Source organism: Bradyrhizobium sp. AS23.2 (assembly GCF_001908185.1).
Taxonomy (GTDB): domain Bacteria; phylum Pseudomonadota; class Alphaproteobacteria; order Rhizobiales; family Xanthobacteraceae; genus Bradyrhizobium.
In genome coordinates, this window is sequence record NZ_LGHM01000185.1 from 1 (window position 1) to 21,531 (window position 21,531).

The following is a 21,531-nucleotide window of genomic DNA, read 5'->3' on the forward strand; positions in this document are numbered from 1 at the left end:
CCGGCAAGAGCGTCAGCTGGGATCTGTCCGCACCTTCAACGAAGCGTCCCATCCGTATCCCCCATCAGGAAACGGAGGAATCCTAGCCGACTCGTGGCTTTTCACACAGCCAGGGTCCCGAGCGTCACCCTCTGCGATAGACGGCGGCCTGTCGATTTCCGCTATGCCTCGTTAGCGAGACCGATCATCAGCTCAATTGTGCTGCAGCCAAGCAAGCTACCGTGCGGGTTCCAGTTCCAGGACTTGCAGTCCCACGGGTGTTATCTCGTATCTGCCACCTCGGCGGACCAGCAACCCAGCTCTGACCATCTCATGCGCAGTCTGCTCGCTTACCGGCTTTCGTATCGTCGCGATTGCCGAAATTCAGCGCTCTCTATCCGGAAATCCGAATAACTCTTCGCAGCGAACTGGGAGTCGAGGGTCTGCTTCGCGGCACAGCGGATATCGGCCTGAGAATAAGCCAGCCGGTCTCCGATCGCCTGGATATTCGACGCGTCGCTACTTCCCAATTTGGCTTATACGGTCAGGCCAGACTTGCTGCTCGGTGCAAAGCAAGTCTTCGCCGTAAAGAACCACTCACCGTTCCTTATGTCGATTTCGCTGAGGACTACGGCCAGATGCCAGAGTCTCGCTGGCTACAGAGCCTATTTCCGCATTCGCAACCGAAAGTGAGGGCCAACTCAACGTTGATCCTGCATTCCGCGGCATGCGCCGGCTTGGGCGTTGCCGCATTGCCTTGCTATGTCGGAGATGCTCTGGAAGGGCTTCGAAGAATTCCAACGGAATTGCCGGGGCCAGCCGAAGGTTTGTACATCGTGACCCGCCCAGAGCAACGCAAGGTCGCCAAAGTCCGCGCGCTGGTTGATTTCTTGGCGCAAATCATCAGCGCGAACAAATCCCTTTTTCTTGGCTCTCCGTCACTTCGCCGATCCCGACGCCCGGCTACTCGCCGGTTAGCCGCAGACGCGTAAGCGGTACGCGACTCAAGCGATCGCCGCGGCGCTGCGCGAGTTAAGGGCAGAGCATGGTGTGCCGCGTGTGGTGGAGATATATTGTTCGCGGAAGCTTGCCTCCAAGTACTGATGGCTTGTTGCGCTGAGACGCAAATCCGATGTTATGGAAGAATTCGGCCTTTTGGGTTGCTAGACGACTACTCGAGTGCCCCCTGCGCACGGTCGAATACGCTATGTCCGCATTGATTTCAGAACTAGACGCCAGAACCGGCACTCAGCAGGTCAGCTGAGGCCCAAAAAGCCGATATCGCCATAGTTCAAGCAACCCGTCGGCCGCCTGCCGCTGGCTGAATCGATAGTCGACCGCATCCGGCGACGGCGCATGGTTCTGCGCGAGGATCTCGTTTGGCTGAAAGAACACGGCCTTGGAGAACGTCGTGGGCGTCGGGACATGGTCCGTCGCTGCTGGCGCGGCCATGGTGAGATAGGGACGCAGCGCGGCGACGAACTGCGCCTTCAGCTTGTCGCGTTCTGCCTTGATCTCCGCCTTGGACGCACCAGGCGCGAGCGTGTAGTGCAACGGCCAGGATTTTTGCCGCAGGTCGAACGGCAACGCATCGCCGTCGCCGTAATGAAGATTCTGCACCATCAGCGCGCGCCCAGCATTAGGCTGCGAACTGCGCGGCAGTGAAGATAGACTGCAGCGCGAACGATCGTCCGGCGGCGGCGACACCGTCCGCCACCAGCTGGGTTGCCGCATGAGCATCGGGCGCCGCGTTGCGTGCGCCATGCAATGGCCGCCCACAGTTCCTGACGAACGGCAGAGACTAGCCGCTTAGTAGATAGCGTAAACTTTCCGGATGGTCTCGGTCACATCCCAACGGCCGGTCCACCCGGGAGGAAGAACGACTAGATCACCGGCCCTGATGGTGTGGGCTGTGCCGGTGATTTCGTCCGTAATGGTTGCGCTGCCTGACAGGATGAATGCCACCTCGGTGTCTGGGCGATTGTTGACGGGCCAACCTTCGATACCCCCTGTTTTCGGGCGGTCTTAATACCAACTGCGGGCCAAATTTTATTGCTTTGAGGTAATTTGGTAGTGGTATTTGAGTGCCATGTGCAGCCCGCAGACGCAGATTTGGTCGGCGGCAAACTTGGTGGCGGTGGAAGAGCGCCTTCCCAGAGTTGGTGCGAGAGATCCGCGGCGGCCATCCAGGATCGAGCTCAAAATCGCCGGTGGCTTAGGTCGCCATCGCCTGCACGAGCTGCGAGATTTGACTGTCGATCTTGAGCCCGCCTGCCGTGACTTCCTGCAGGGCGTTGCTTGTCCCCCGAACCAGTTGCTGACGATCGCCTTCGGGTTTGTGCCCAGCAGATCAATCTTCAGGTCATTACCCGGTGCTCAAACCACAGGTTCTGATCAGTGATAGCTCCCAGGAAATCGATCTCATTCCGGGATCCCGCTGCAGATGGAAGATTGATCGTAGCCTGGCCCGTCGCCGCTCTTCGTGCCTCCGGTCAGGTCATCCCCAACAGTTCGTAGACCTTACGCGCGTAGTTGGAAAACTCCGCGTTAGTCTTATCCGCAACGGTTCGCGGCTCCGGCAGCGAAATTGGAACAAGCGCCGCCATGCGCGCGGGACGCGCAGTCAGCACCACAATCTGACTTGAGAGAAAGATGGCTTCCGAAATGCTGTGCGTTACGAACAGAATCGTCTTGCCGCTTTCGCGCCATATGCGATGGAGCTCGACATTCATCCGCTCACGCGTCAGCGCGTCCAGCGCACCAAAGGGCTCATCCATCAAAATAAGCTTGGGATCATGAATAAAGGCACGTGCGATTGAAGCGCGCTGCTGCATTCCTCCCGATAACTCGTGGGGATATCTATCTTCGAAACCAGCCAGCCCGACCATCGCCAACAGATCTCTCGCCCGCTCGCGCGACTGCTTGATTGGCAACCCCAGAATCTCCGCCGGCAGCATCACGTTGTCGATAATGGTGCGCCACCTCAACAGCAATGCCTGCTGGAAGACCATCCCGATATCGCGCGACGGATCGAAGGGGTTATCTGGGGAGCCTATCCTGACCTCTCCACTGTCGTGATGATGCAGATCAGCGAGGATCTTCAGCAAGGTACTCTTGCCGCAACCCGACGGACCGACGAGCGCAACGAATTCTCCCGCGGCCACGTCGAACGTCACGTCAGATACGGCGAGAAACTCTTCCCCCCGGGCCTTGTAGGATTTGCGAACCTTATCGAGATGAATGAATGGCTGGACCGAATCAGGCGCCGGCGACGCTTCCGCTACGTTCATTTTGATGCCCGCGAATCTGCAGTGACGAAGCACCGCTCTGCAAGGATCACGAGCCCGTAGAGAACAACACCGACGAGCGTGATCAAAGCAAGTGCTACAAACATGCCGGGCGTATCCATCGTTGACTGGAAGCTCATGATCGCATAGCCGAGCCCCCGCTCCGATCCAATGAATTCGCCCACGACAGCTCCCGCTACGGCGAGAACGGCGGCGACACGCATGCCTGAAAAGATGAAAGGCAAAGCACTCGGCAACTGGACCTTGGTCAGGATCTGCCCGCGCGACGCGCGCAGAACACGCACGAGGTCAATCAAATCCGGCTCGACCTCCTTCAGTCCACGCGTCGTGTTGATGACGATCGGAAAAAAGCAGATCGTGAACGTAATCAAGATATTCGGTCCGATGCCGTAACTGAGCCACACGATGAACAGTGGCGCCATCGCCACCTTGGGAATCATGTTGATGGTGACGAGCAACGGCATCATTGCGCGGCTGACGAACAGCCACCAGCTGAAGATCACGGCAATCGAGACGCCAACAATACTCGCGAGAGCGAATCCGCCAAAGACCTCCGATGCAGTAACGGCCATGTGCCGCGGCCAATTGTAGCGTGGATTCATCAGCGCCAGCAGAACGTCCAGCGGGGATGGCAGGATGAATTTCGGCATCCGGGTCGAAGCCAGCGACCAAAGTCCGACCATGGCCAGATGCGAGAGCACGGCCAACCAGTGCGCTCGCCACCAGGACGTCCACGCAGGCGAAGGCTGCGAATCGGGCTCATCGACCGCCAGATCCACCGGGGGTTTGCCCTTCGCCTGATGAGAAGAAAAGGTCATAAGTCTCGGATCTCCACGTTACATCGCTCGCGGATGCTGCCCCTGCGCGACCAACTCAATAGGTTCCGCTACGTACTTCGAAGTGCGTCGCTTTGCCGAGACTTCCCATATCGTTCTGCAGCCAATGGGCCGTCCAGTCGATCATCGCATCGAGCGGTACGACCGGATATCCGAACAGGCCCTGGGCAAGACCGGTGTTAGAAAGCCATGCCGTCGGCGCCTCCTGTCCTTGAAAAATCGGTGCCTTGCCAAACCTACGACCGAACGCCAAAGCCAACGCCCGAATGCTTACCGTGAGTCTCGCCTCCGGTGTTCGCCGCCTACACCGGGATGTTCAAGCAGCTCAGGACCCAGCTTTTTAGCGGCGAGCCGTCGCCGCTATCGCGTGGCGATCAAAACGCCCGCACCCACCTGGTACTGGGAAGCTTGCTGTGGCTGCCGGCCTGGCTGCCGTGTGAAGAACTTGAAGACTATCCATTCAATGCGGCGGGAATCGCCGACCTTTTGCTTCGCGGCTTCGCGGCCAAAACCTGGCAGCCGGACAACGCCACGATCATGATCCCGATGCCCAAGCCGGGCCCGCGCGAGGCATTTCTTCAAGCCGCGACCAAACTCATCAACGAGCACGGTTATCACGGCGCATCGGTAGAGAAAATTTCGGCGAGCCTCAACGTCTCGAAAGGATCATTCTATCATCACAACCAGAACAAGGACGAGTTGGTCCTGGATTGCTTCGAGTTCACCTTCTCCGTAATTCGCCATGCGCAGAATGCTGGGCGAGCATTGCCGTATACTGGCCTCGACCGTCTCCGCGCTACCTGCGCAGCGCTGGTCGAATACCAAATGTCTTCGCGTGGTCCGCTGCTGCGAAGCACTGCGCTGGCAGTACTGCCCGAGTCGGCCCGGCGGGAAATGATAGCGCGGATGAACCGACTGTCGGGCCGCTTTGCCAGCATGGTCGCCGATGGAATCGTCGATGGATCGATTCGGCCTGTTGATCCGCATCTGGCTGGCCAGTTGATCAATCCGATGATCAACGGTGCGGCCGAGTTACCGCGCTGGTGTCCTCAAGCAAGCGCCGAAAATATTACGGACCTTTACGTCGATCCATTGATTAAGGGACTATTTTGCGTATGACCGGACTTGCCGCTCCCTGCCAGCAGCGCGCGCCGATTTGGCCACGAAGGACCGGTTTTTCATGGTACCCAGCGTTATTGAACTGGCCTTTGCCGCAAAGCTCGATGCGCTGGATGAACTCATACCCCCAGGATCGGGCAGCGATCAACAATGGCGGGGCACGCAAGCTGTTCGCGCGTCGTCTGTGAAGAATGCAGATCTGCCTGAGAGACGGGCAGAAGTTGGCTCGATAAGGTATTCGATTTTGCAGGCAAGCCTTGTGTTGGGGCGCGCTTTCTTGCGTTTTGGGATTTTGCTTTCGAGCGATTCGTGATTCCCTGACGGCGTGTCGCCGACATTGAGGGATGCGATGAGCAAACCGCGGGATGATCGACAGAATGCGGATTCCGATGATGTCGCCCAGGTGTACCGATTTGAAGTCGCCCGGGGATTCCGAGACGATGTCGCCCACCTTTCCGATCTGATCTCGCCCGGGAGCGAGGCGTTCTGGCCAGTTTGTTCTGTGGCATTGGGCGAGCCGCGCGGTCAATCTGGAATCGCGGCCTGAAGCTCTCCTTTTTCAGTTGCGGTTTGCTGTGGGCATGTGGGCAACGCGATCGCGTTGTCCAAGCGCAGCGGCATGTCCACAGCGCCACGGGCTCAGGTCTTTCCGGCGGATGACGGGGTTCGGCGCAGGCTCTCGCCGGTGAGGTCGAGCCGATGGGCGTTGTGGACGAGGCGATCGAGCACGGCGTCGGCGTAAGTCGGATCTCCAATCAGCACGTGCCATGTGTCCACGGGGAGTTGGCTGGTGACGAGAGTGGAACGTCAGCCGTAGCGATCCTCCAGAATCTCCAGGAGATCGTGGCGGGCGCCGGCATCGAGCGGGGCGAGGCCCCAGTCATCGAGGATCAGCAGATCGACGCGGCCAAGGGCGCGCAGCAGGCGCGGATGACGGCCGTCGCCGCGTGCGAGCGCCGAGTCATCGAACAGGCGCGGGACGCGCTGGTAGAGCACGGAGCGATTGTCGCGGCAGGCTTTGTGGCCGAGCGCCGAGGCGAGCCAGCTCTTGCCGACGCCGGCCGGGCCGCAGATCAGGAGATTGACGTGGTCGTCGATCCAGCGGCCCTCGGCAAGCTTGGCGAACAGAGGGCGGTCAAGACTGCGCGGGGTGCGGTAGTCGACGTCCTCGACGCACGCCTGCTGGCGCAGCTTGGCGTAGCGCAGGCGGGTGGCGAGCCGCTTGTCATGCCGCAGCGAGGCTTCGCGTTCGAGCAGCAGCGCGAGCCATTCGGCATGGCCGAGGCTGGCAGCCTCGCCGGTGGTTTCGATATCGGCGAAGGCCTTGGCCATGCCATGGAGGCCGAGGGCGTTGAGGCGATCGAGGGTCGGATGGGTGAGCAAGGGATGGTCTCCTAATTGTAGTAGCGCGGTCCGCGGATGTTGGCATGCAGGATCGGCGCGTCGTCCGCGGAGCGCTGATGAACGGGACGCCGATCGAGATTGTTGGCGAGGATCGACTTGACCGAGCCATAGGTGCGCGCGCCGATGTCGATCGCCCGCGCAGCCGCAGCGTCCAGCCGTCCGCGCCCGTAGGAGGCGGCGAGCGTGAGGATGCCGAGGCAGGCGCGGAAGCCTTGCTTAGGGTGCGAGCGCTCGTCGAGAATGAGGTCGCACAACGCGCTGGTTGCCGGCCCGAACGCGGCGGCATCCTGGCGGATGCGTGCGACGGTCCAGCCGGCGTAGCGCCGATGGCTGGAGGCCATGTGCTCCGGCACGGTGTTGTGCTTGTGATTGCCGCTCATGCGCTGATGCGCAGCGATCCGCTCGCCCTTGAGGAACATCTCGACGGTGCGGGCCGTGAACCGCACCTCGACCTCGGCGCGGGCGAAGCGATGGGGGACGCTGTAGTAATGCTTCTCCACCTCGACGTGGTAATCGAGACTGACACGGCGGATCCGCCACTCGGCGAGCACGTAGGAACTCGCCGGCAATGGCTTGAGTGCCGGCCGGTCGACCTCCTCGAGCAGCCGGCGGCGTGTCACGCCGAGCCGCCGGATCGGCTGCTCTTCGTTGAGTCTTGTGAGCAGTTCGCCGATCGCCGCATTGACCTCGGCCAGGCTGTAGAAGGTGCGATGACGCAGGCGGCCGAGCAGCCAGCGCTCGACGATGAGGACGGCCTGCTCGACCTTGGCCTTGTCGCGCGGCTTGCGCGGCCGTGCCGGCAAGATGGCCGTGCCGTAATGCACCGCCAGCTCCGCATAGGTAACTGCGGTTCGTACAGGCTCGCCTTGATGACCGCGACCTTGGTGTTGTCGGGCACCAGCAGCGCCGGGACGCCGCCGATCGCCGCGAAGACGCCAACATGGGCGCTGATCCAGTCGGCGAGCCCCTGCGTCCACGTCGCCTGCGCGTAGGTGAAGCTCGATGCGCCGAGTACGGCGACGAAGATCTGCGCCATTCTGCGCTCGCCGGTGAGGCGGTCGACCACCACCGGAACGCCATCGCCGGCATAGTCGACGAACAGCTTGTCGCCGGCGGCATGGGCCTGGCGTATCGTCACCGACAGACGGCCCTCCCAGGCGCGGTAGAGCTCACAGAAGCGCGAGTACCGGTATCCGCCGGGCTCGGCGGCGATGTACTCCTCCCACAGGATCGACAGCGTCACGTGCTTGCGTTTGAGCTCGCGGTGCACGGCCGCCCAGTCGGGCTCGGCGATGCGGCGGCAACCCTGATGCCGCTGGTCGATGCGATCCGGAGCCACGTCTTCGCGGCAGAGCGCATCCACGCGGACGACACCACGGTGCCGGTACTGGCTAAGGGCAAGACCCGGACCGGCCGGCTCTGGACCTACGTCCGCGACGACCGTCCGTTTGCCGGCCCAGATCCGCCGGCGGCCGTGTTCTTCTACTCGCCCGATCGTGGCGGTGCGCATCCCGAGCAGCATCTGGCGGGCTATGCCGGACTGATGCAGGCCGACGCCTACGCCGGCTTTGGCAGGCTCTATGAGGCCAATCGCAAGGGCGGCCCGATCATCGAGGTCGCATGCTGGGCGCACGGCAGGCGCAAGTTCTTTGATCTCGCGCAGCTCAGCAAGGCGCCGATCGCGGCCGAGGCGGTCAAGCGCGTCGATGTTCTGTTCGCCATTGAGCGCGAGATCAACGGTCTCACTGTGCAGGAGCGTTTGCATGTGCGCCAGGAGCGTAGCCGCCCCCTGATGGTCGAGCTGGAGGCATGGTTGCGCGAGCAGCGCGGCAAGCTCTCCAGGAACAACGACACGACCAAAGCGATCAACTACTGCCTCAGCCGCCGGGATGCATTTTGCCGCTTCCTTGATGACAGACGGCTTTGCATGTCGAACAATGCTGCTGAGCGTGAGCTACGGGCGGTCGCCGTGGGACGAAGAAATTGGACCTTCGCCGGGTCCGATGAGGGCGGCCGGCGTGCGGCTGCCATCTACAGCCTCATCGCCACCGCCAAGCTCAATGACATCGACCCGCAGGCTTGGCTTGCCGACGTCTTGGCGCGCCTACCGGATCACCCCGCCAGGCGCATCCACGAACTGCTGCCCTGGAATTGGCAGCCTCAAAGCGTCGCTCACGCCGCTTAAGGGCTGATCAGCCTTCCGCCAAAAAACGGCCTAGCCGGGGCCTTCGCCGGATGCGTACAGCGAAGTAGCGTACCCTCGTGGAGGTCCGCTCAGTGAGGCATGGCGGACAAGATTCGCTCAGGTTGAATTCCTCGCATTTTGACCCATCTCGGACATCTCTCACGAGACCTCTTCCCGCCCGAGTCGCGTTGGAAGATTTGCAAAGGGCGCCCAAGCTTCCGGAGTCTGACATTGCGGTCAATTGCAGATTGTCGACAGTTCGCGAAAGTCTGCGGTCGGGCCAACACTCCCCGATGGCAGCAAGGAACGCGAATGTCTCAAGCTCTGCAGGTCACGCAGCTCGCTTCTGTCACAAGATCGACGCTCCCCGAGCACTCCTGCTCAACGTTGAACTCGAGCGCGAGGCCTTCAAGAGGCCTATTGCGACCGATCCACGCCCTCCTGCGCAATCGGTATGCTGAACTGAAAGACGGCCCCGCGAGGATGGTTGGCGCCCGCCCACATCCGGCCGCCGTGCGCCTCAATAATCGAATGGCAAATGGCAAGCCCCATGCCCATGCCATCGGATTTAGTGGTGTAAAAAGCCTCGAATACGCGGTCTGCGCTGTTTGGATCGAGTCCTGGGCCCGTATCCCGGAAAGTGATCAACACATAATTCGAGTCATCTGTCCGCGCACTGATCAGTAATTCGCGATCACCTTCGTTGATCTCACTCATTGCCTCGATGGCGTTCGTGATCAAATTGAGGATCACCTGACGGACCTGAACGCGATCTGCTCGAACAAGCGGCAACGCCTCGGGCAGTCGAGTTTGCACCCACACATCGTGTTTCGCAAGTTCCACGCGAACTAGGGCCAGCACCTCTAAGATCACTTCGTCGATTGCAAGAAGCTCTGTTTGCATCGGAGCCTTATTCATAAGTGCGCGAATCCGACGAATCACGTTCCCCGCGCGCATACTGTCGCGGATAATCAAACCGAACGTCTGCCCTACTTCTTCGAGATTCGGCGGTTGAGCACCCAGCCAATGTAGCCCTGCCCCGGCATTGCTGCTGATCGCGGCAATCGGCTGGTTAACCTCATGGGCGATCGAGGCGGCCAACTGTCCCATCGTCGTGATCCGATTGGCGTGTGCAAGGCCTATCAGAGTCTCGCGATACCGTCGTTCGCTTTCACGAGCTTCCGCTTCCGCCCTCCTCCGCTCTGTCAGGTCCAGGACGAAGCCAACACCTTGGTCGTGCCGCTCATCGAATACGGCGAGCCCAATTAGCACGGGCACGCGGCTGCCATCCTTGCGGATATATTCCTTCTCGAATTGCTGAACTGCTCCGGTCCTTTTTGCTTCTGTTCGAGCATCCAACGTGCTCTCCAGCCATTCTGGCGGTGTCAGGTCGAGACTGTTCACGCGCCCCGCGAGGAGATCCTCTCGGTCATATCCGACCATCCCGAGGAAGGCTTGATTCGCCTCAATGATTTCGCCGGTTCCGCGACTGATAAAGATTCCGATGAGATTAGCGTCGAGTAGGCGCCGTATCTTTGCCTCCCGTTGCTGCACTTCGCCGTACAATCGGCTGTTCTCTAGGGCTGTTGCAGCTTGAGAGGCAAGCATTTTCAGCACGGAGCTTCTGCCAGCTGAAAATGTGCCTGGTGCGAGATTATTCTCCAGATAAAGTACGCCGATCAGCTTGCCCTGCGTGATCAGTGGCAGGCAAAGAATAGAACGTGCCTTGCGCTCCAGGATATACGGATCTTTCGCAAATGAAGGCTCGGCGGCTGCATCTTCGAGAATGACGTTTTCGCGGACACGTAGGACGAAATGCAGCACGGACTCGGGAAGCGCGATCGGAGTTACGGGCTGCTCATTCACCTTTACAAGCAGCGCATCCGTTACCGTTGTGGCCTCCGCCTCGATCCGAGGCTCGCCTGCATGCAGCAGAATCAACAAACCCCGTTCGGCGCCAGCCTGCTCAATGGCAGTCCGCATAAGCGTGTCGATTAGTTTTCGCAGAACAATCTCGCCGGAAATCGCCTGTGACACTTTTGTTACCGTCGCGAGATCAAGACGCTCGACCGGAGCTCCGATCCTCATGCCATTCACGGCAGGAGTGGTTTCCTCATGGCTGAGATGAGGATTCAGCTCGTCCAGCTGACGCACTTTGCCATCTGCTCCCCAACGAAGGTAGCCGCGCCGCGCGTCCTGCAAGTAAACCCGGGAGATTCTGTCAAAACCGCGCGCAGCATAAAAAACGCGCTGCAAGTTCGCAAGCGATTGCCTCGTGGTGGGCGAAACCGTTACGTGCAGCGGTCTGGATTGCGTGTTCATACAGTCGCATTGCGTCTGCATCACGGTATTCGCGCCTTGCAATTTCAGCGCCGACCAAGGAAGCCCGATTCTCGAACGTTTCGGGGCAATTCGTCGCCCATATCTGCAGCTGCCTGTAATGGGCGTCAATGATATCCCGATGTTGCTGTTGTTCGCTTTCGCCTGGCCTGTCGCCATAACATGAGTGAGACAGCGCTCCATAAAAGTGAAACTCCGCGATCAAGGGCTCTGTCGGCATGGTCCATAATTTTGGCTCCGCCTTGGCGCGAGCATCAACAGCCGCACCATAGTCTCCGGCTAAAAATCGCGCCTGAAGTTTGCGGATCCAGTAGACCGTTTCGCTAGGTGACAGCTCCGGACTCCGCGCGAACGATCGCTCGACGTCTAGCTCGTCAAATTGTTGGTCATCGAAGCAACCGAATGAGCGCGTGAGGCCGCGCATGCTTCTAATGATTGCGAGCTGAGCGGCTGCGGCATCAGCAGCAAACTGAACCTTTCTATTCCGTGTCGTAGCCACACTTTTCTCTACCTCGTTCTGTACCTCCTTCAGGGACTCTCCGGCCATCAACATATTTGAAGTTAGATGAAGCAAGCTGTACGCCTCATAGATGACATCGCCGCTGCTCACCGCCGCTTCGTGCGCTCGCCTGATAAGAACTCGGCCATCTCTTAGAGGCTTCGTCCATGGGATCACGTTGCATCCGACGGCCAAATAGACTGCAGCCCGAAAACGGGAGAACTCACCGCGATCAACGAGATCGCAAGCAAGACGACCAAATTTATCAGCCGCTTGATAGTCACCAAAGCGTCCGGCCGAGATTCGGCCTAGCCATGCGTAATGGGTGCAGGAAGCGTCAGCGTTGCCGCATTCGAGGCTCATGCTGACGGCTCTGCAGATGACCAGAGCGGACAAATTGGCGTCCATGAAACCTGCGGGCGGAAGAATCCGCGTCAAGACGGCAAGCGTGGCAAGCGCCGTTTGGTCTGTCATTCTAGGCAGATTCGCAAGCTCCTCAATTGCGGCGGGCAGCTGTGACCACATCCGCTGATATTCGGCTGATGTTTCCTGGTCCGTCGGATGCTGCGACCACTCGATCCCAACGTCGTGAAGATATTCGAGGCCTATGAGCACCGCTCGCCTGTGCTGGCCAAGAGTCAGGTAAAGATCGACCCGCAAACATGCGACCGTTGCTCGTTGCGGCGCGTTCAAGGCTCGCTTCGAAAGTGAGGACAGGAGGCTCTCTGCAATCTCCCGCCGGCCCACTAAGAATTCGCATTCGGCCCGGCTTGTCTCCAGGGCGAACGCGAGTTCGTCGCACGTTTGCCACGAGTGCTCCGCGAGCAGAGCAGCACCGACGGTGAAGTATGTGAGTGCCGAGACGTAGGCAGCCGACGCCCTAGCACGCTGCCCTGCGACCAAGTTCAGCTCCGCGAGCTGCTCACGCTCGTGACCGGAGACGATTAGCACGATACCTCGATTGAGTTGACTGACAATTTCGAAGATAGCCTCTTCGCGCTTGTGCGCAGGAATGTGCGCCGCGAGCATCCGACCGATCCGCAGATGGGCAGGAGCGCGCGAGGATTCCGGCACCAGCAAGTAGGCCGCCTCTTGAACGCGATCGTGGAGGAAGCGATAGTCTATTCCGTGGCGAGCGATCAGTTCCTGCCGGATCGCCGGCCACAGGGTCGCATGCACCTGCTCCTGCGAAATTTCGAGCACGATCGCAAGCTCAGCCGTTCCGGCGATGTTGCCGAAACAGGCCAGCTGTCTCAGCGCGTTCTGCGTTTCCTCGGGCAGGCGGATGAGCTTGCCGAGCATCAGATCCACGACGTTCTCGGTGTACGCTTTTGCGTGGATACGCTCAAGATCCCATCGCCAGCGTGCAGTCTCGTGATCGAACATCAACAATTGCTCTTCGGCCAGTTCGGAAAGGAATTGAATGGCGAAGAACGGATTACCCATCGTCTTCTGATGCACCAACCTTGCAAGCGGGGCAGCGCGTTTTGATGCGCAGCGAAGGGTATCGGCGACCAACTGCTCGACATCGTCTGCAGTGAGCGGCGAGAGCGTGATCTCCTCGAAATTTACGTCGGCTCTCCTGATGGAGTCGAGCTTGCGCTTGAGTGGATGGCCTGCATCAACTTCGTTGCTGCGGTAAGCTCCAATCAGCAGCAGGTGCAGATCCGACTGGGTCAGGAGATCCTCGATCAAGTCGAGCGTTGCGGCATCATGCCATTGCAAATCGTCGAGGAAGAGCACCAATGGATGGGTTCGCCGGGCGAACACGCCAATAAAACGGCGAAGCACCCGCTGGAAACGAATTTGCGCTTGCCGGGCTGGAAGCTCAGCAACCGCGGGCTGCTCGCCAATGATCAGGCTCAGATCGGGGATCAATTTGACCATCAGTCGTCCATTCGCGCCGAGCGCCTCCCGGAGCGCTTGCCGCCAGGTGTCGAGTTCGCGCTCACTTTTGCTGAGAAGAGCACGGACAAGACTCTGAAACGTCCGCGCTAGCGTCGCATAGGGAACCTCGCGCCTTAGTTGGTCGAATTTGCCTAACACCAACTGCCCGCGCGAGGGCACCAGTACTTTGTGTAGCTCCTGGACAAGCGAAGACTTACCGACACCGGAGTAACCGGCGACGAGCACCAACCTTGGCGCGCCGCTCTTCACCACGCGATCGAAAGAGGCAAGCAAAGTCTCGAGCTGACGGGCTCTGCCATAGAGCTTCTCGGGGATGAGCAACCGATCAGGTGTGTCGTCTGCGCCGAGCTCAAATGGGTCAATGCGACCGTGGTTGGCCCATGCTGCGAGACAGCGTTGCAGATCGCGCTCAATGCCAGCGGCAGTCTGGTAGCGTTCCTCGGCGTTTTTGGCGAGGAGTTTCATCACAATCTGAGACACTGACTCTGGGATGTTGTGCGCTTTCTCCACAGGAGGGATTGCTTTTCTTGCAATATGACAATGGATCCACTCCAAAGGGTCTGAGGCCGTGAACGGCAGGCTGCCGGTCAGCATCTGATAAAATGTCACGCCAAGCGAATATAGATCACTGCGACAATCGACCGAGCGGTTCATTCGTCCGGTCTGTTCGGGGGCCATGTAGGGCAGCGTGCCCGCGATGAACTCGGCAGGTTCAGGCGGGACGCGCTCGCGGGAAAGCCGGGAAGCCAGACCAAAGCCAGTGAGGCGCACCTGTTCGTCAGGGCAATCGACCAGAATGTGAGCGGGTTTCAGGTCCCTGTGAATCAAGCCGCGCCGGTGAAGCTTGCCCACAGCCATGGTGATACCAATAGCGAGGCGCAGGAAGCGCTGGGGCTCCATTCGGACGCGAACCAAGTTTAGCAGCGGCTCGCCGCATGGATCGTCCAGGACCAGCATGGTCCGACCAGTTTCCCGGATGAGTTCCAAAGGCCGCACGGCCCACCCCTCATCTAGCTCGTCCCTCAGCTCACACTCGTGGGCCAGGCGCTCAAGTGTCCCTGGGTGTTCCCCGATTGGCCGCACTAGAAGCACGGCAGCCCTGCTGCCATGGATTTCCCGACGCCACGCGCGGCAGAACGCCCGATCATCGTCTTCCCACAGGGGCGTGATGTCTTGGTCGAGATTTGAGCCAAACAGGGTTCGGCTGAGAGGGGCCTGCGGCATTTGCCTGCCTAGACTAAGATGACGCGAGCCAAACCTGACACATAACGGGCGTCATTGTGAAGAAACTTCGAAACAAATGCGGGGGGCCGGGCAAGGCTGCAAAGAATAGACTGCAGCAAGCAAAAACTATGAGGTGCGGGCGCGCAAGCATCCTTTGTGATAGAGCGGCTCGTGGCCGTTACCAGACCACCAGCGTCCCACTGCCGACGTGCAGCCGGGCTGCGGATTGCCGCTACCGCTCAATCAGACAATGGCATGTGAAAGCTGATCGCTTTGCCCATGATCGGCGCAACACGCTAGTGTTCTGTCCCGTAAGTTCGCAGCATAATAATTGCATGGGTTTCGGGTATCCTGAGCGAAGGAGATACCCGATGCGCACCGGACGCCCGAAGGCGATGCTGACGATTTCCAGCGACGAACGCACACAGCTCACGGCCATAACACGGTCGCGCTCGCTCCCTGCGGCGCTGACGGTGCGAGCCAAGATCGTGCTGGCCTGCGAACGTGAGCCGAGCAACGCCGTCGTGGCGACGCGGCTTGGCGTCGGCCCCCATACGATCGGCAAATGGCGCAATCGCTTCATCGCAAATCGGATCGAGGGGCTCTACGACGAGATGCGTACCGGCAGGCCCCGCACGGTTGAGGATGAGGCTGTGGCCGAGCTGATCACCAAGACACTCGCTCGCAAGCCCAAAGCCGCAACCCATTGGAGCGTGCGCGCCATCGCCAAAGAGACGGGGATCGCCAAAAGCACCGTTCATCGCCTGTTCCAACTCTTCGGGCTGCAGCCTCACCGCACCCGCAGCTTCAAACTCTCGACCGATCCCTTCTTTGTCGAGAAGCTGCGCGACGTGGTCGGGCTCTATCTCAATCCGCCTGACAAGGCCGTGGTGCTTTGCGTCGATGAGAAGAGCCAAATTCAGGCCCTCGAACGAACCCAGCCCATGCTTCCTATGGGGTTCGGCTACATCGAGGGCGTCACACACGACTACGAGCGTCATGGCACGACCACTCTGTTCGCCGCCCTCAACGTGCTCGACGGCGCAATCATCGCTCAATGCAAACCCCGCCATCGTCACCAGGAGTTCCTCGCCTTCCTGCGTCACATCGAAGCTAATGTGCCGGCCCAACTGGACATCCATCTCGTCGTCGACAACTACGCCACCCACAAGCATCCCAAGGTTAGGGCCTGGCTCGCCCGCCGTCCGCGTTGGCACATTCACTTCACGCCAACCTACGCCTCCTGGCTTAACCAGGTCGAACGCTTCTTCGCACTCATCACCCAACGCGCCATCCGGCGGGGATCATTCGATTCCACCGCCGACCTCGTCAAAAAAATCGACCGCTTTATCCGCACCTACAATGCAGATTCACGCCCCTTCATGTGGACCGCTACCGCCGACTCCATCCTCCAGAAACTCGCGCGACTTTGTCGGCGAATTTCCGGGACAGAACACTAGGGGCCAGGCTAGAAATCCCGCCGACAGGCGCGGTAAATCGGTAAATCGGTAAATCGGCGCTCGTTCCTAGCAAGTTGTTGCTAGGCATCAACTCTGAGCCGCGCACCCAAGCAACAGATCTGCGAGGCACTTTGGGGGAACCGAGCCGGTGAAAAGAGTTGCGTGAAGGTGAAGAACAGCGGAACGCGTTCCCCTCGCCTGGCGAACCATGACAACATATGTCGCAATCCTTGCTGATTCCGAACTTCACCTCGTCGGACTTTGGCAACCCGATCCTACCGGAGAACTGCCGGTGACCACCGCAAAGCCGCCCGCCCGCTACGGCGCTATTGGAGGCGCGCGTCCGGGCAGCTTTGCTCTACCGAGCTGCACCATCACTGGGGACACGACCACCGATCCCCGATAGATCTAGACGAGATCGGACAACGCGGCCTGACGGTACGATTCAAGCCCCCGCGCGCCGTGTGAAGTAGCAGGCGCTCACCATCTATTCTGGCGGCCCCGCGAGCCTCAGATTTGCAAGGCCGGGTCGCTTCATTGGACCGGCATTACCACGATGTATGGCGATCTGGGCGGACCCGGCGCATTTTTTCTCGAACAGAGTGCGCCGGGCCGCTTTCATGAGCTGCGCGGGAAGTTGGATGAGCTATCGGCAGGTTGGCGACTGCTTCCCGGCCGTTTTCTGTCCTATGTTGCGGGGTTGAGTACGTAAGCTTCGAAACCAGCCTCGCTCGGCGCGGATCCTATGATGCCCACCTGTACCGGAAGGAGAATCATACGAGGTAGCAGGTCAATTGCAGTTGGGCTTGCCGCCGGGCACGAATGCAGTGGGCCTCTCCATTCATACCACCTCATCTTAAAATGTGAGCTTCGGCAGGAAGCCGCGAGACGAGGACACCTGGGCGCTCCTTCAGACGACTATATTTCCTACAAGTACGAGCGAAAGGACTTGAATCGCACCTTGCGTCAGGTTGTACGAGACCGATGCCGAGGTGCTTTCCCAAGTTCGCGACAAACGCAACTCACAGGCGCTCTGACGACACAAAAAAAGAGTTCATGTGCTGATGCCGCTGCTACTCGTTCTGACGTCCATTTTTCTTATTATAAGTGCGATAGTCTACGCCGCATGCCGATCTCAACGCCGGCGGGATCGGGGCATAAACAGGCACAATCGCGCCAAGCCGCTCAGCTCGCGTCCCCGCGGGCGTTCTGATCTAGCCGCATGATGTGTGTCCGCCAACTCACGCAGCCTCAACTCGCGAGGCCAGGCGGCGCGCGCGCGTACGCTAGAGCGAGCGCCTCAACTTCTGATTTCAGCTTCTCAAAGTTGCTGATCGAGTTGAACAATGTCACAAGGCCAATCCACTGGGACGCGGCACGAAATGCCGTCCTCGACCACTCGTGCGCTTTTTGTTAGACTTACGTGGCCAGTTCGTCACGCGGCGCAAATCGCGGACCGGCGATATACTTGCAAAATCTCAAAATAGTTGCACGGCGTCAATCGCAGATGGTGACAACATACTAGTTCGACCTTCAGTCGCACAAGTGAGGCTCTTATTGTGACCAAGCGCTCTGAACCGCGGAAGCAAGCCACAACTTCCGAAGTGCCGGAGGTCAGACCCAGCGTCTTCGTGGTCGACGATGACCTCTCAATGCGCGAATCGCTGGTCAACCTATTTCGTTCGATCGGTCTAGATGTCGTTGCTTACGGATCTGCCCAGGAACTGCTCCAGAGCGAGCTTCCTGATGTTCCTAGCTGCCTTGTGCTTGACATCAGGCTGCAGGGATTGAGCGGGCTTGAGCTCCAGAGTGAGTTAGCCAAACTGAAGATTCACATTCCCATCATTTTCATCACAGCTCACGGCGATATTCCGATGACCGTCAAGGCCATGAAGGGTGGAGCAATCGATTTTCTCAGTAAGCCATTTCGCGATCAGGAACTGCTCGATGGCGTAGTCGCAGCTATCGAGCAGGATCGCAAGAGACGAGGTGTAGACAAGCTGGTCGCGAGACTGCAGTCCTTGTTTGAGGCCCTAAGTCCACGAGAGCAGGATGTAATGAAACTGGTCACAGCCGGCCTCTTGAACAAACAGGTAGCCGCCGAACTCGGGCTCGCCGAGATTACAGTTAGAATCTATCGGGGGCACGTGATGAAGAAGATGGGCGCTCGGTCGCTAGCCGATTTGATCAAGATGGCTGAGAGGCTGGGAATTGGGACCAACCGCTTCAGGGTACAAACCTAAGTATGATTTTACAATTTCCTCATACAAGCGCACCTTCGGCCAGCGCCTTGGCCCCATGGAACGGCTCGTTTTGTCTCGCTACCCAACTGTTTCCGTGTTGACGACGACGCTTCGATTCGTGCCGCACAGAACAACCTTTTGAAATCGAAGGGCCACATCGTTTATACGTTTGCGTCGGCTGAGGCATTCTTGCAGTCGTCTCAATTGAACGACACCTCCTGTGTCATTGCGGACGTACAGATGCCGATGATGAGCGGCCTTGAACTTTTGGAACAGTTGCGGGCCCCGGGCCACGTGGTGCCACTCATCTTGATTGCCGCTTTCGCGGACAATCGCACCCTTGCCCGCAGGTTGCGGCGCCGGCGTAACCGGCTTCTTTAGCAAGCCCTTTGCCGGTCCGACTTGGTCACCTGCCTCGATGAAGCGCTTCGCGAGGGTTGTTGTGAAAGGCACGCGTGAAGGATGGGAAAGCCAAGCCGCACCGCGGCGCTTACGATATCGATCAATGCGCGTTGGCCGAGCTCAGCCCCGGGCGGTGGCGACAATCGCCTTTCCACATTTCCGCATTCGCTGTAATTGCGTTTTCGGCATTTGGTTGAAGGCCTTGCAAGGTGGGGCTCCTGACAAAGACGCCTCAGGTATGGTCGCGCAATCAGACGAGGCGAGGCTCTCCTACTCAGCGAGGAGCGGCCCTACCTTCAGTGCCACGATCATTCTGAGCTTATCGGAAAGTGCCACGGCAGCGGCTTCCGCCAAGACCTCGTTAGAAGAGAGAGCTCACTTAAGTTGGCGACCGCTCCACGTAGGACGCCGGAGTACTGTGGGAGAAAGCTGATGGGCCAAATGTCGAATATACTGAGCCAACTGAAGAAGCCCGACGCGTCTGCCGGCTCTGAGAGCCGTCGGACGAAGACTGGAAGACTGAGCGCGACAGCCTTCCTCCCTCAGCCGCATCCGCAACTAGTGCGCCGCGCCCGCGCTCTTAGACCGGTGCTTCACATAGACATCTGGTCTCCGCGTTAAAGTTGGCCGATGTGTCCAGAGAGGCTTGGCCCACAGCTACTTCTTGAAGACCTGACAAGCCGAGCTTAATCTCCTTCTAAAACCCACGCTATCACCTTTCGCCTGGATCAAAAATGAGGCAGAAGAGCGAACAACGGGCCGCCGGCTCATCAACAACCGAATCTAGATGTTAGATAAATTGTTACCCGGGACTGGGGCAATCGCCCCCGGCTCAAGCAGAACAGAGTCAACCGATCGAGATCTAAGCTTAGATTTCGCGAAAGGTGCGCTCATTGTTCTGGTGATCCTTGGGCACCTTATCCAGTATGTCGTCTACCGAGACGACGGTTTTTGGTATTCGCCGTACTACAAATCGATCTATATGTTTCACATGCCACTCTTTATGGCGATAAGCGGATATCTTTCTTCTCGATCGCTGTTGCAAAAGTCGTTTACTCGAGCCGCCAAGGATCGTGCGAAGCAGCTCTTGCTGCCGATGCTGTTTTGGTGGGCGTTCATGGAGACAGCTAAGCTAGCGGCATTCTGGCGCGCCACCAGCCTGACGAGGGGACTTTTGGAATTTGCAGACGATCTCGCTGGCACATACTGGTTTATTTGGGCCACCTTTGTTTCCTACGTTCTCGTCAAGAGTCTTACCAGGCTCAATCATCAATGGTGGGTCATTTCTGGTTCGGCCATATTGGTCGCGCTCGCGCCTCTGACATTCTCCATTTTACCCCTGATTAGATTCACTTACCCGTTCTTCTGCTTAGGATTCCTGCTTGCTCAATCGCGAGAACGATGGATCAGTACATTGCAAGGTCACAAGCCGCTCCTGATTTTGTTTCTCTCGATAGTGACTTGCGTATCCATTCTAGCTTGGAGCAAGGACACTTATGTCTACAATAATTTGGGGGCCATTCGCGACCTTCGATCGAGTAAAAACGTTCTTCTGATGTTTGTTGGCTCTGCAGCTGCCTCGGCAATCGCTATCGAACTCCTGCTGCAATTCTGGAGCTTTGGTCATTCAAATCGAATGGTTCGCTTTGTCGCTGTGGAGTTGGGCCCGGCTACGTTGCTGCTCTACTTCGTCCAGGGCACTGTGTTCCGCCTGATGGATTTCATACAATTCGGAGAACTCTGGGACCTCACGACCCGGTTGACCGTCGCGGGTATGCTCGGGGTCGCCGTTGTCGCGATCGCGCTAATAGTCCGCTCGGGTGTCCGCGGCGTTCCGTATCTGTCTCAGCTCGTCCTTGGTGCGCCCCCACGCACACGTCTCCCGCAAGCCGCACCTACGATGAAATCATAGCAGCATCGACCTGTGGCGTCGCTTCCGGAAGCGGGTTCGAACTAGACGCTACCTGCGAACGGGTGCGCGACCGTTGAGCCGGCATCGCGCATAAAAGCCCGCCCGAACCGGATGAAAGCTCCACTATCCGCCTGGTTCTTGTCTCATCCCACCGCGCAGATGCGCACCACCAATTCGAATCAGGCAAAGGTGGGTATTGCCGCATATAGCGATGTGCGATGTTCAGCCTGATGGCCGCGCCGCACCCGCTCATGAGCGCGAGGCCCTCCTTCTGTTTAAGAGAGACATCGCTAGAGCGACTGTCAGATAGCGCGCTCGAGTCTAGCGGCTTCGAGTGCGTTCGAACTTTGGGCTCTGCCTTTGTTGCGGTGTACTCGTTCTGGAGGACGGCATACAAGGCACGTCGCAAAAACGGGGCGATGGGTATCTGTCGAGTGTTCGTCGTCAGATGATTTGAGACTGATTAGGCGGGCTGCGAAGGGAGGCTCTGGCTCATCAGGGGTTAGAGTTTAAGCGGTCTGCAGTCGATGCTGCAAGCGACGATTTGCGATGGTGTCGTGCTTGATGCGCTGACGTTCGGCCAGGATTGTCTCGGCTCTGCCAAAGTAGACGTCGGCGGGCGTGAGGTTGTCGATGCTCTCATGGAAGCGGGCGTGATTGTAGTGCTCGACAAAGGCGCCGATCTGCCGTTCGAGGTCGCCGGGTAGATAAT

The 21,531-nt window shown here is 58.9% G+C and carries 14 protein-coding genes and 4 pseudogenes; 8 read left to right on the plus strand and 10 right to left on the minus strand.

Features of this window, described 5'->3' with window-relative positions:
- Window positions 1-347 precede the first annotated feature (347 nt).
- Window positions 348-971, plus strand: a pseudogene (locus AC630_RS48500) (LysR substrate-binding domain-containing protein); the annotation flags it as partial.
- 256 nt (window positions 972-1,227) lie between these two features.
- Here the strand turns inward: AC630_RS48500 and AC630_RS34540 are convergent.
- The 5 genes from AC630_RS34540 to AC630_RS34560 all read right to left on the minus strand — a co-directional run bounded on the left by AC630_RS34540 (window position 1,228) and on the right by AC630_RS34560 (window position 4,382).
- Window positions 1,228-1,602 (minus strand): hypothetical protein, encoded by a 375-nt coding sequence (locus AC630_RS34540; protein WP_074122890.1) that lies wholly within the window; start codon window positions 1,600-1,602, stop codon window positions 1,228-1,230.
- 186 nt (window positions 1,603-1,788) lie between these two features.
- Window positions 1,789-1,983 (minus strand): cupin domain-containing protein, encoded by a 195-nt coding sequence (locus AC630_RS34545; protein WP_083636491.1) that lies wholly within the window; start codon window positions 1,981-1,983, stop codon window positions 1,789-1,791.
- Between the two features lie 488 nt (window positions 1,984-2,471).
- On the minus strand, window positions 2,472-3,269 hold the full coding sequence (locus AC630_RS34550) for an ABC transporter ATP-binding protein (RefSeq protein ID WP_074122891.1): 798 nt from the start codon (window positions 3,267-3,269) through the stop codon (window positions 2,472-2,474).
- Window positions 3,266-4,105, minus strand: a complete 840-nt coding sequence (locus AC630_RS34555; protein ID WP_083636492.1) for an ABC transporter permease — start codon at window positions 4,103-4,105, stop codon at window positions 3,266-3,268. The genes AC630_RS34550 and AC630_RS34555 overlap by 4 nt, the downstream gene beginning before the upstream one ends.
- Before the next feature lie 55 nt (window positions 4,106-4,160).
- Window positions 4,161-4,382 (minus strand): hypothetical protein, encoded by a 222-nt coding sequence (locus AC630_RS34560; protein ID WP_143198537.1) that lies wholly within the window; start codon window positions 4,380-4,382, stop codon window positions 4,161-4,163.
- Between the two features lie 32 nt (window positions 4,383-4,414).
- On the opposite strand from AC630_RS34560, the gene AC630_RS34565 reads away from it, so the two are divergent.
- Together AC630_RS34565 and AC630_RS44580 are read left to right on the plus strand one after the other, a co-directional pair.
- Window positions 4,415-5,242, plus strand: coding sequence for a TetR/AcrR family transcriptional regulator (locus tag AC630_RS34565; protein ID WP_074122893.1), 828 nt, complete (start codon window positions 4,415-4,417; stop codon window positions 5,240-5,242).
- Between the two features lie 61 nt (window positions 5,243-5,303).
- Window positions 5,304-5,555 carry a hypothetical protein gene (locus AC630_RS44580; protein WP_143198538.1) on the plus strand — a complete coding sequence of 84 codons (252 nt, stop codon included), beginning with the start codon at window positions 5,304-5,306 and terminating at the stop codon, window positions 5,553-5,555.
- A gap of 326 nt (window positions 5,556-5,881) precedes the next feature.
- On the opposite strand, the pseudogene istB reads toward AC630_RS44580, so the two are convergent.
- The 3 genes and pseudogenes from istB to AC630_RS48510 all read right to left on the minus strand — a co-directional run bounded on the left by istB (window position 5,882) and on the right by AC630_RS48510 (window position 7,985).
- Window positions 5,882-6,625 (minus strand): annotated as a pseudogene (gene istB, locus AC630_RS34570) (IS21-like element helper ATPase IstB).
- An 11-nt stretch (window positions 6,626-6,636) separates the two neighbouring features.
- Complete coding sequence (locus AC630_RS48505) at window positions 6,637-7,266, minus strand: Mu transposase domain-containing protein (protein ID WP_502691574.1); 630 nt, start codon at window positions 7,264-7,266, stop codon at window positions 6,637-6,639.
- A complete protein-coding gene (locus AC630_RS48510; RefSeq protein ID WP_502691575.1) occupies window positions 7,263-7,985 on the minus strand; it encodes a hypothetical protein in 723 nt (240 codons plus the stop codon). The genes AC630_RS48505 and AC630_RS48510 overlap by 4 nt, the downstream gene beginning before the upstream one ends.
- On the opposite strand from AC630_RS48510, the pseudogene tnpC reads away from it, so the two are divergent.
- A pseudogene (gene tnpC, locus AC630_RS34580) lies at window positions 7,932-8,831 on the plus strand (IS66 family transposase); the annotation flags it as partial. The gene AC630_RS48510 and the pseudogene tnpC overlap by 54 nt on opposite strands.
- 417 nt (window positions 8,832-9,248) lie before the next feature.
- Here the strand turns inward: tnpC and AC630_RS34585 are convergent.
- Window positions 9,249-14,802, minus strand: a pseudogene (locus AC630_RS34585) (AAA family ATPase).
- Between the two features lie 371 nt (window positions 14,803-15,173).
- On the opposite strand from AC630_RS34585, the gene AC630_RS34590 reads away from it, so the two are divergent.
- From AC630_RS34590 to nolL, 4 genes are all read left to right on the plus strand, one after another.
- Entirely contained in the window at window positions 15,174-16,262 is a 1,089-nt protein-coding gene (locus tag AC630_RS34590) for an IS630 family transposase (RefSeq protein ID WP_074122894.1), read from the plus strand.
- 1,604 nt (window positions 16,263-17,866) lie between these two features.
- Window positions 17,867-18,505, plus strand: a complete 639-nt coding sequence (locus AC630_RS34595; RefSeq protein WP_245330608.1) for a response regulator transcription factor — start codon at window positions 17,867-17,869, stop codon at window positions 18,503-18,505.
- A gap of 138 nt (window positions 18,506-18,643) precedes the next feature.
- Window positions 18,644-18,886: a response regulator gene (locus tag AC630_RS47425; protein ID WP_245330607.1), complete on the plus strand. Its 243-nt coding sequence runs from the start codon at window positions 18,644-18,646 to the stop codon at window positions 18,884-18,886.
- Window positions 18,887-19,694: 808 nt separating this feature from the next.
- Window positions 19,695-20,819 carry a nodulation factor fucose acetyltransferase NolL gene (gene nolL, locus AC630_RS34605; protein ID WP_208867084.1) on the plus strand — a complete coding sequence of 375 codons (1,125 nt, stop codon included), beginning with the start codon at window positions 19,695-19,697 and terminating at the stop codon, window positions 20,817-20,819.
- Window positions 20,820-21,328: 509 nt separating this feature from the next.
- On the opposite strand, the gene AC630_RS34610 is transcribed toward nolL, so the two are convergent.
- Window positions 21,329-21,531: integrase core domain-containing protein (locus AC630_RS34610; RefSeq protein WP_083636493.1), on the minus strand; the 203-nt coding region annotated here is incomplete at its 5' end.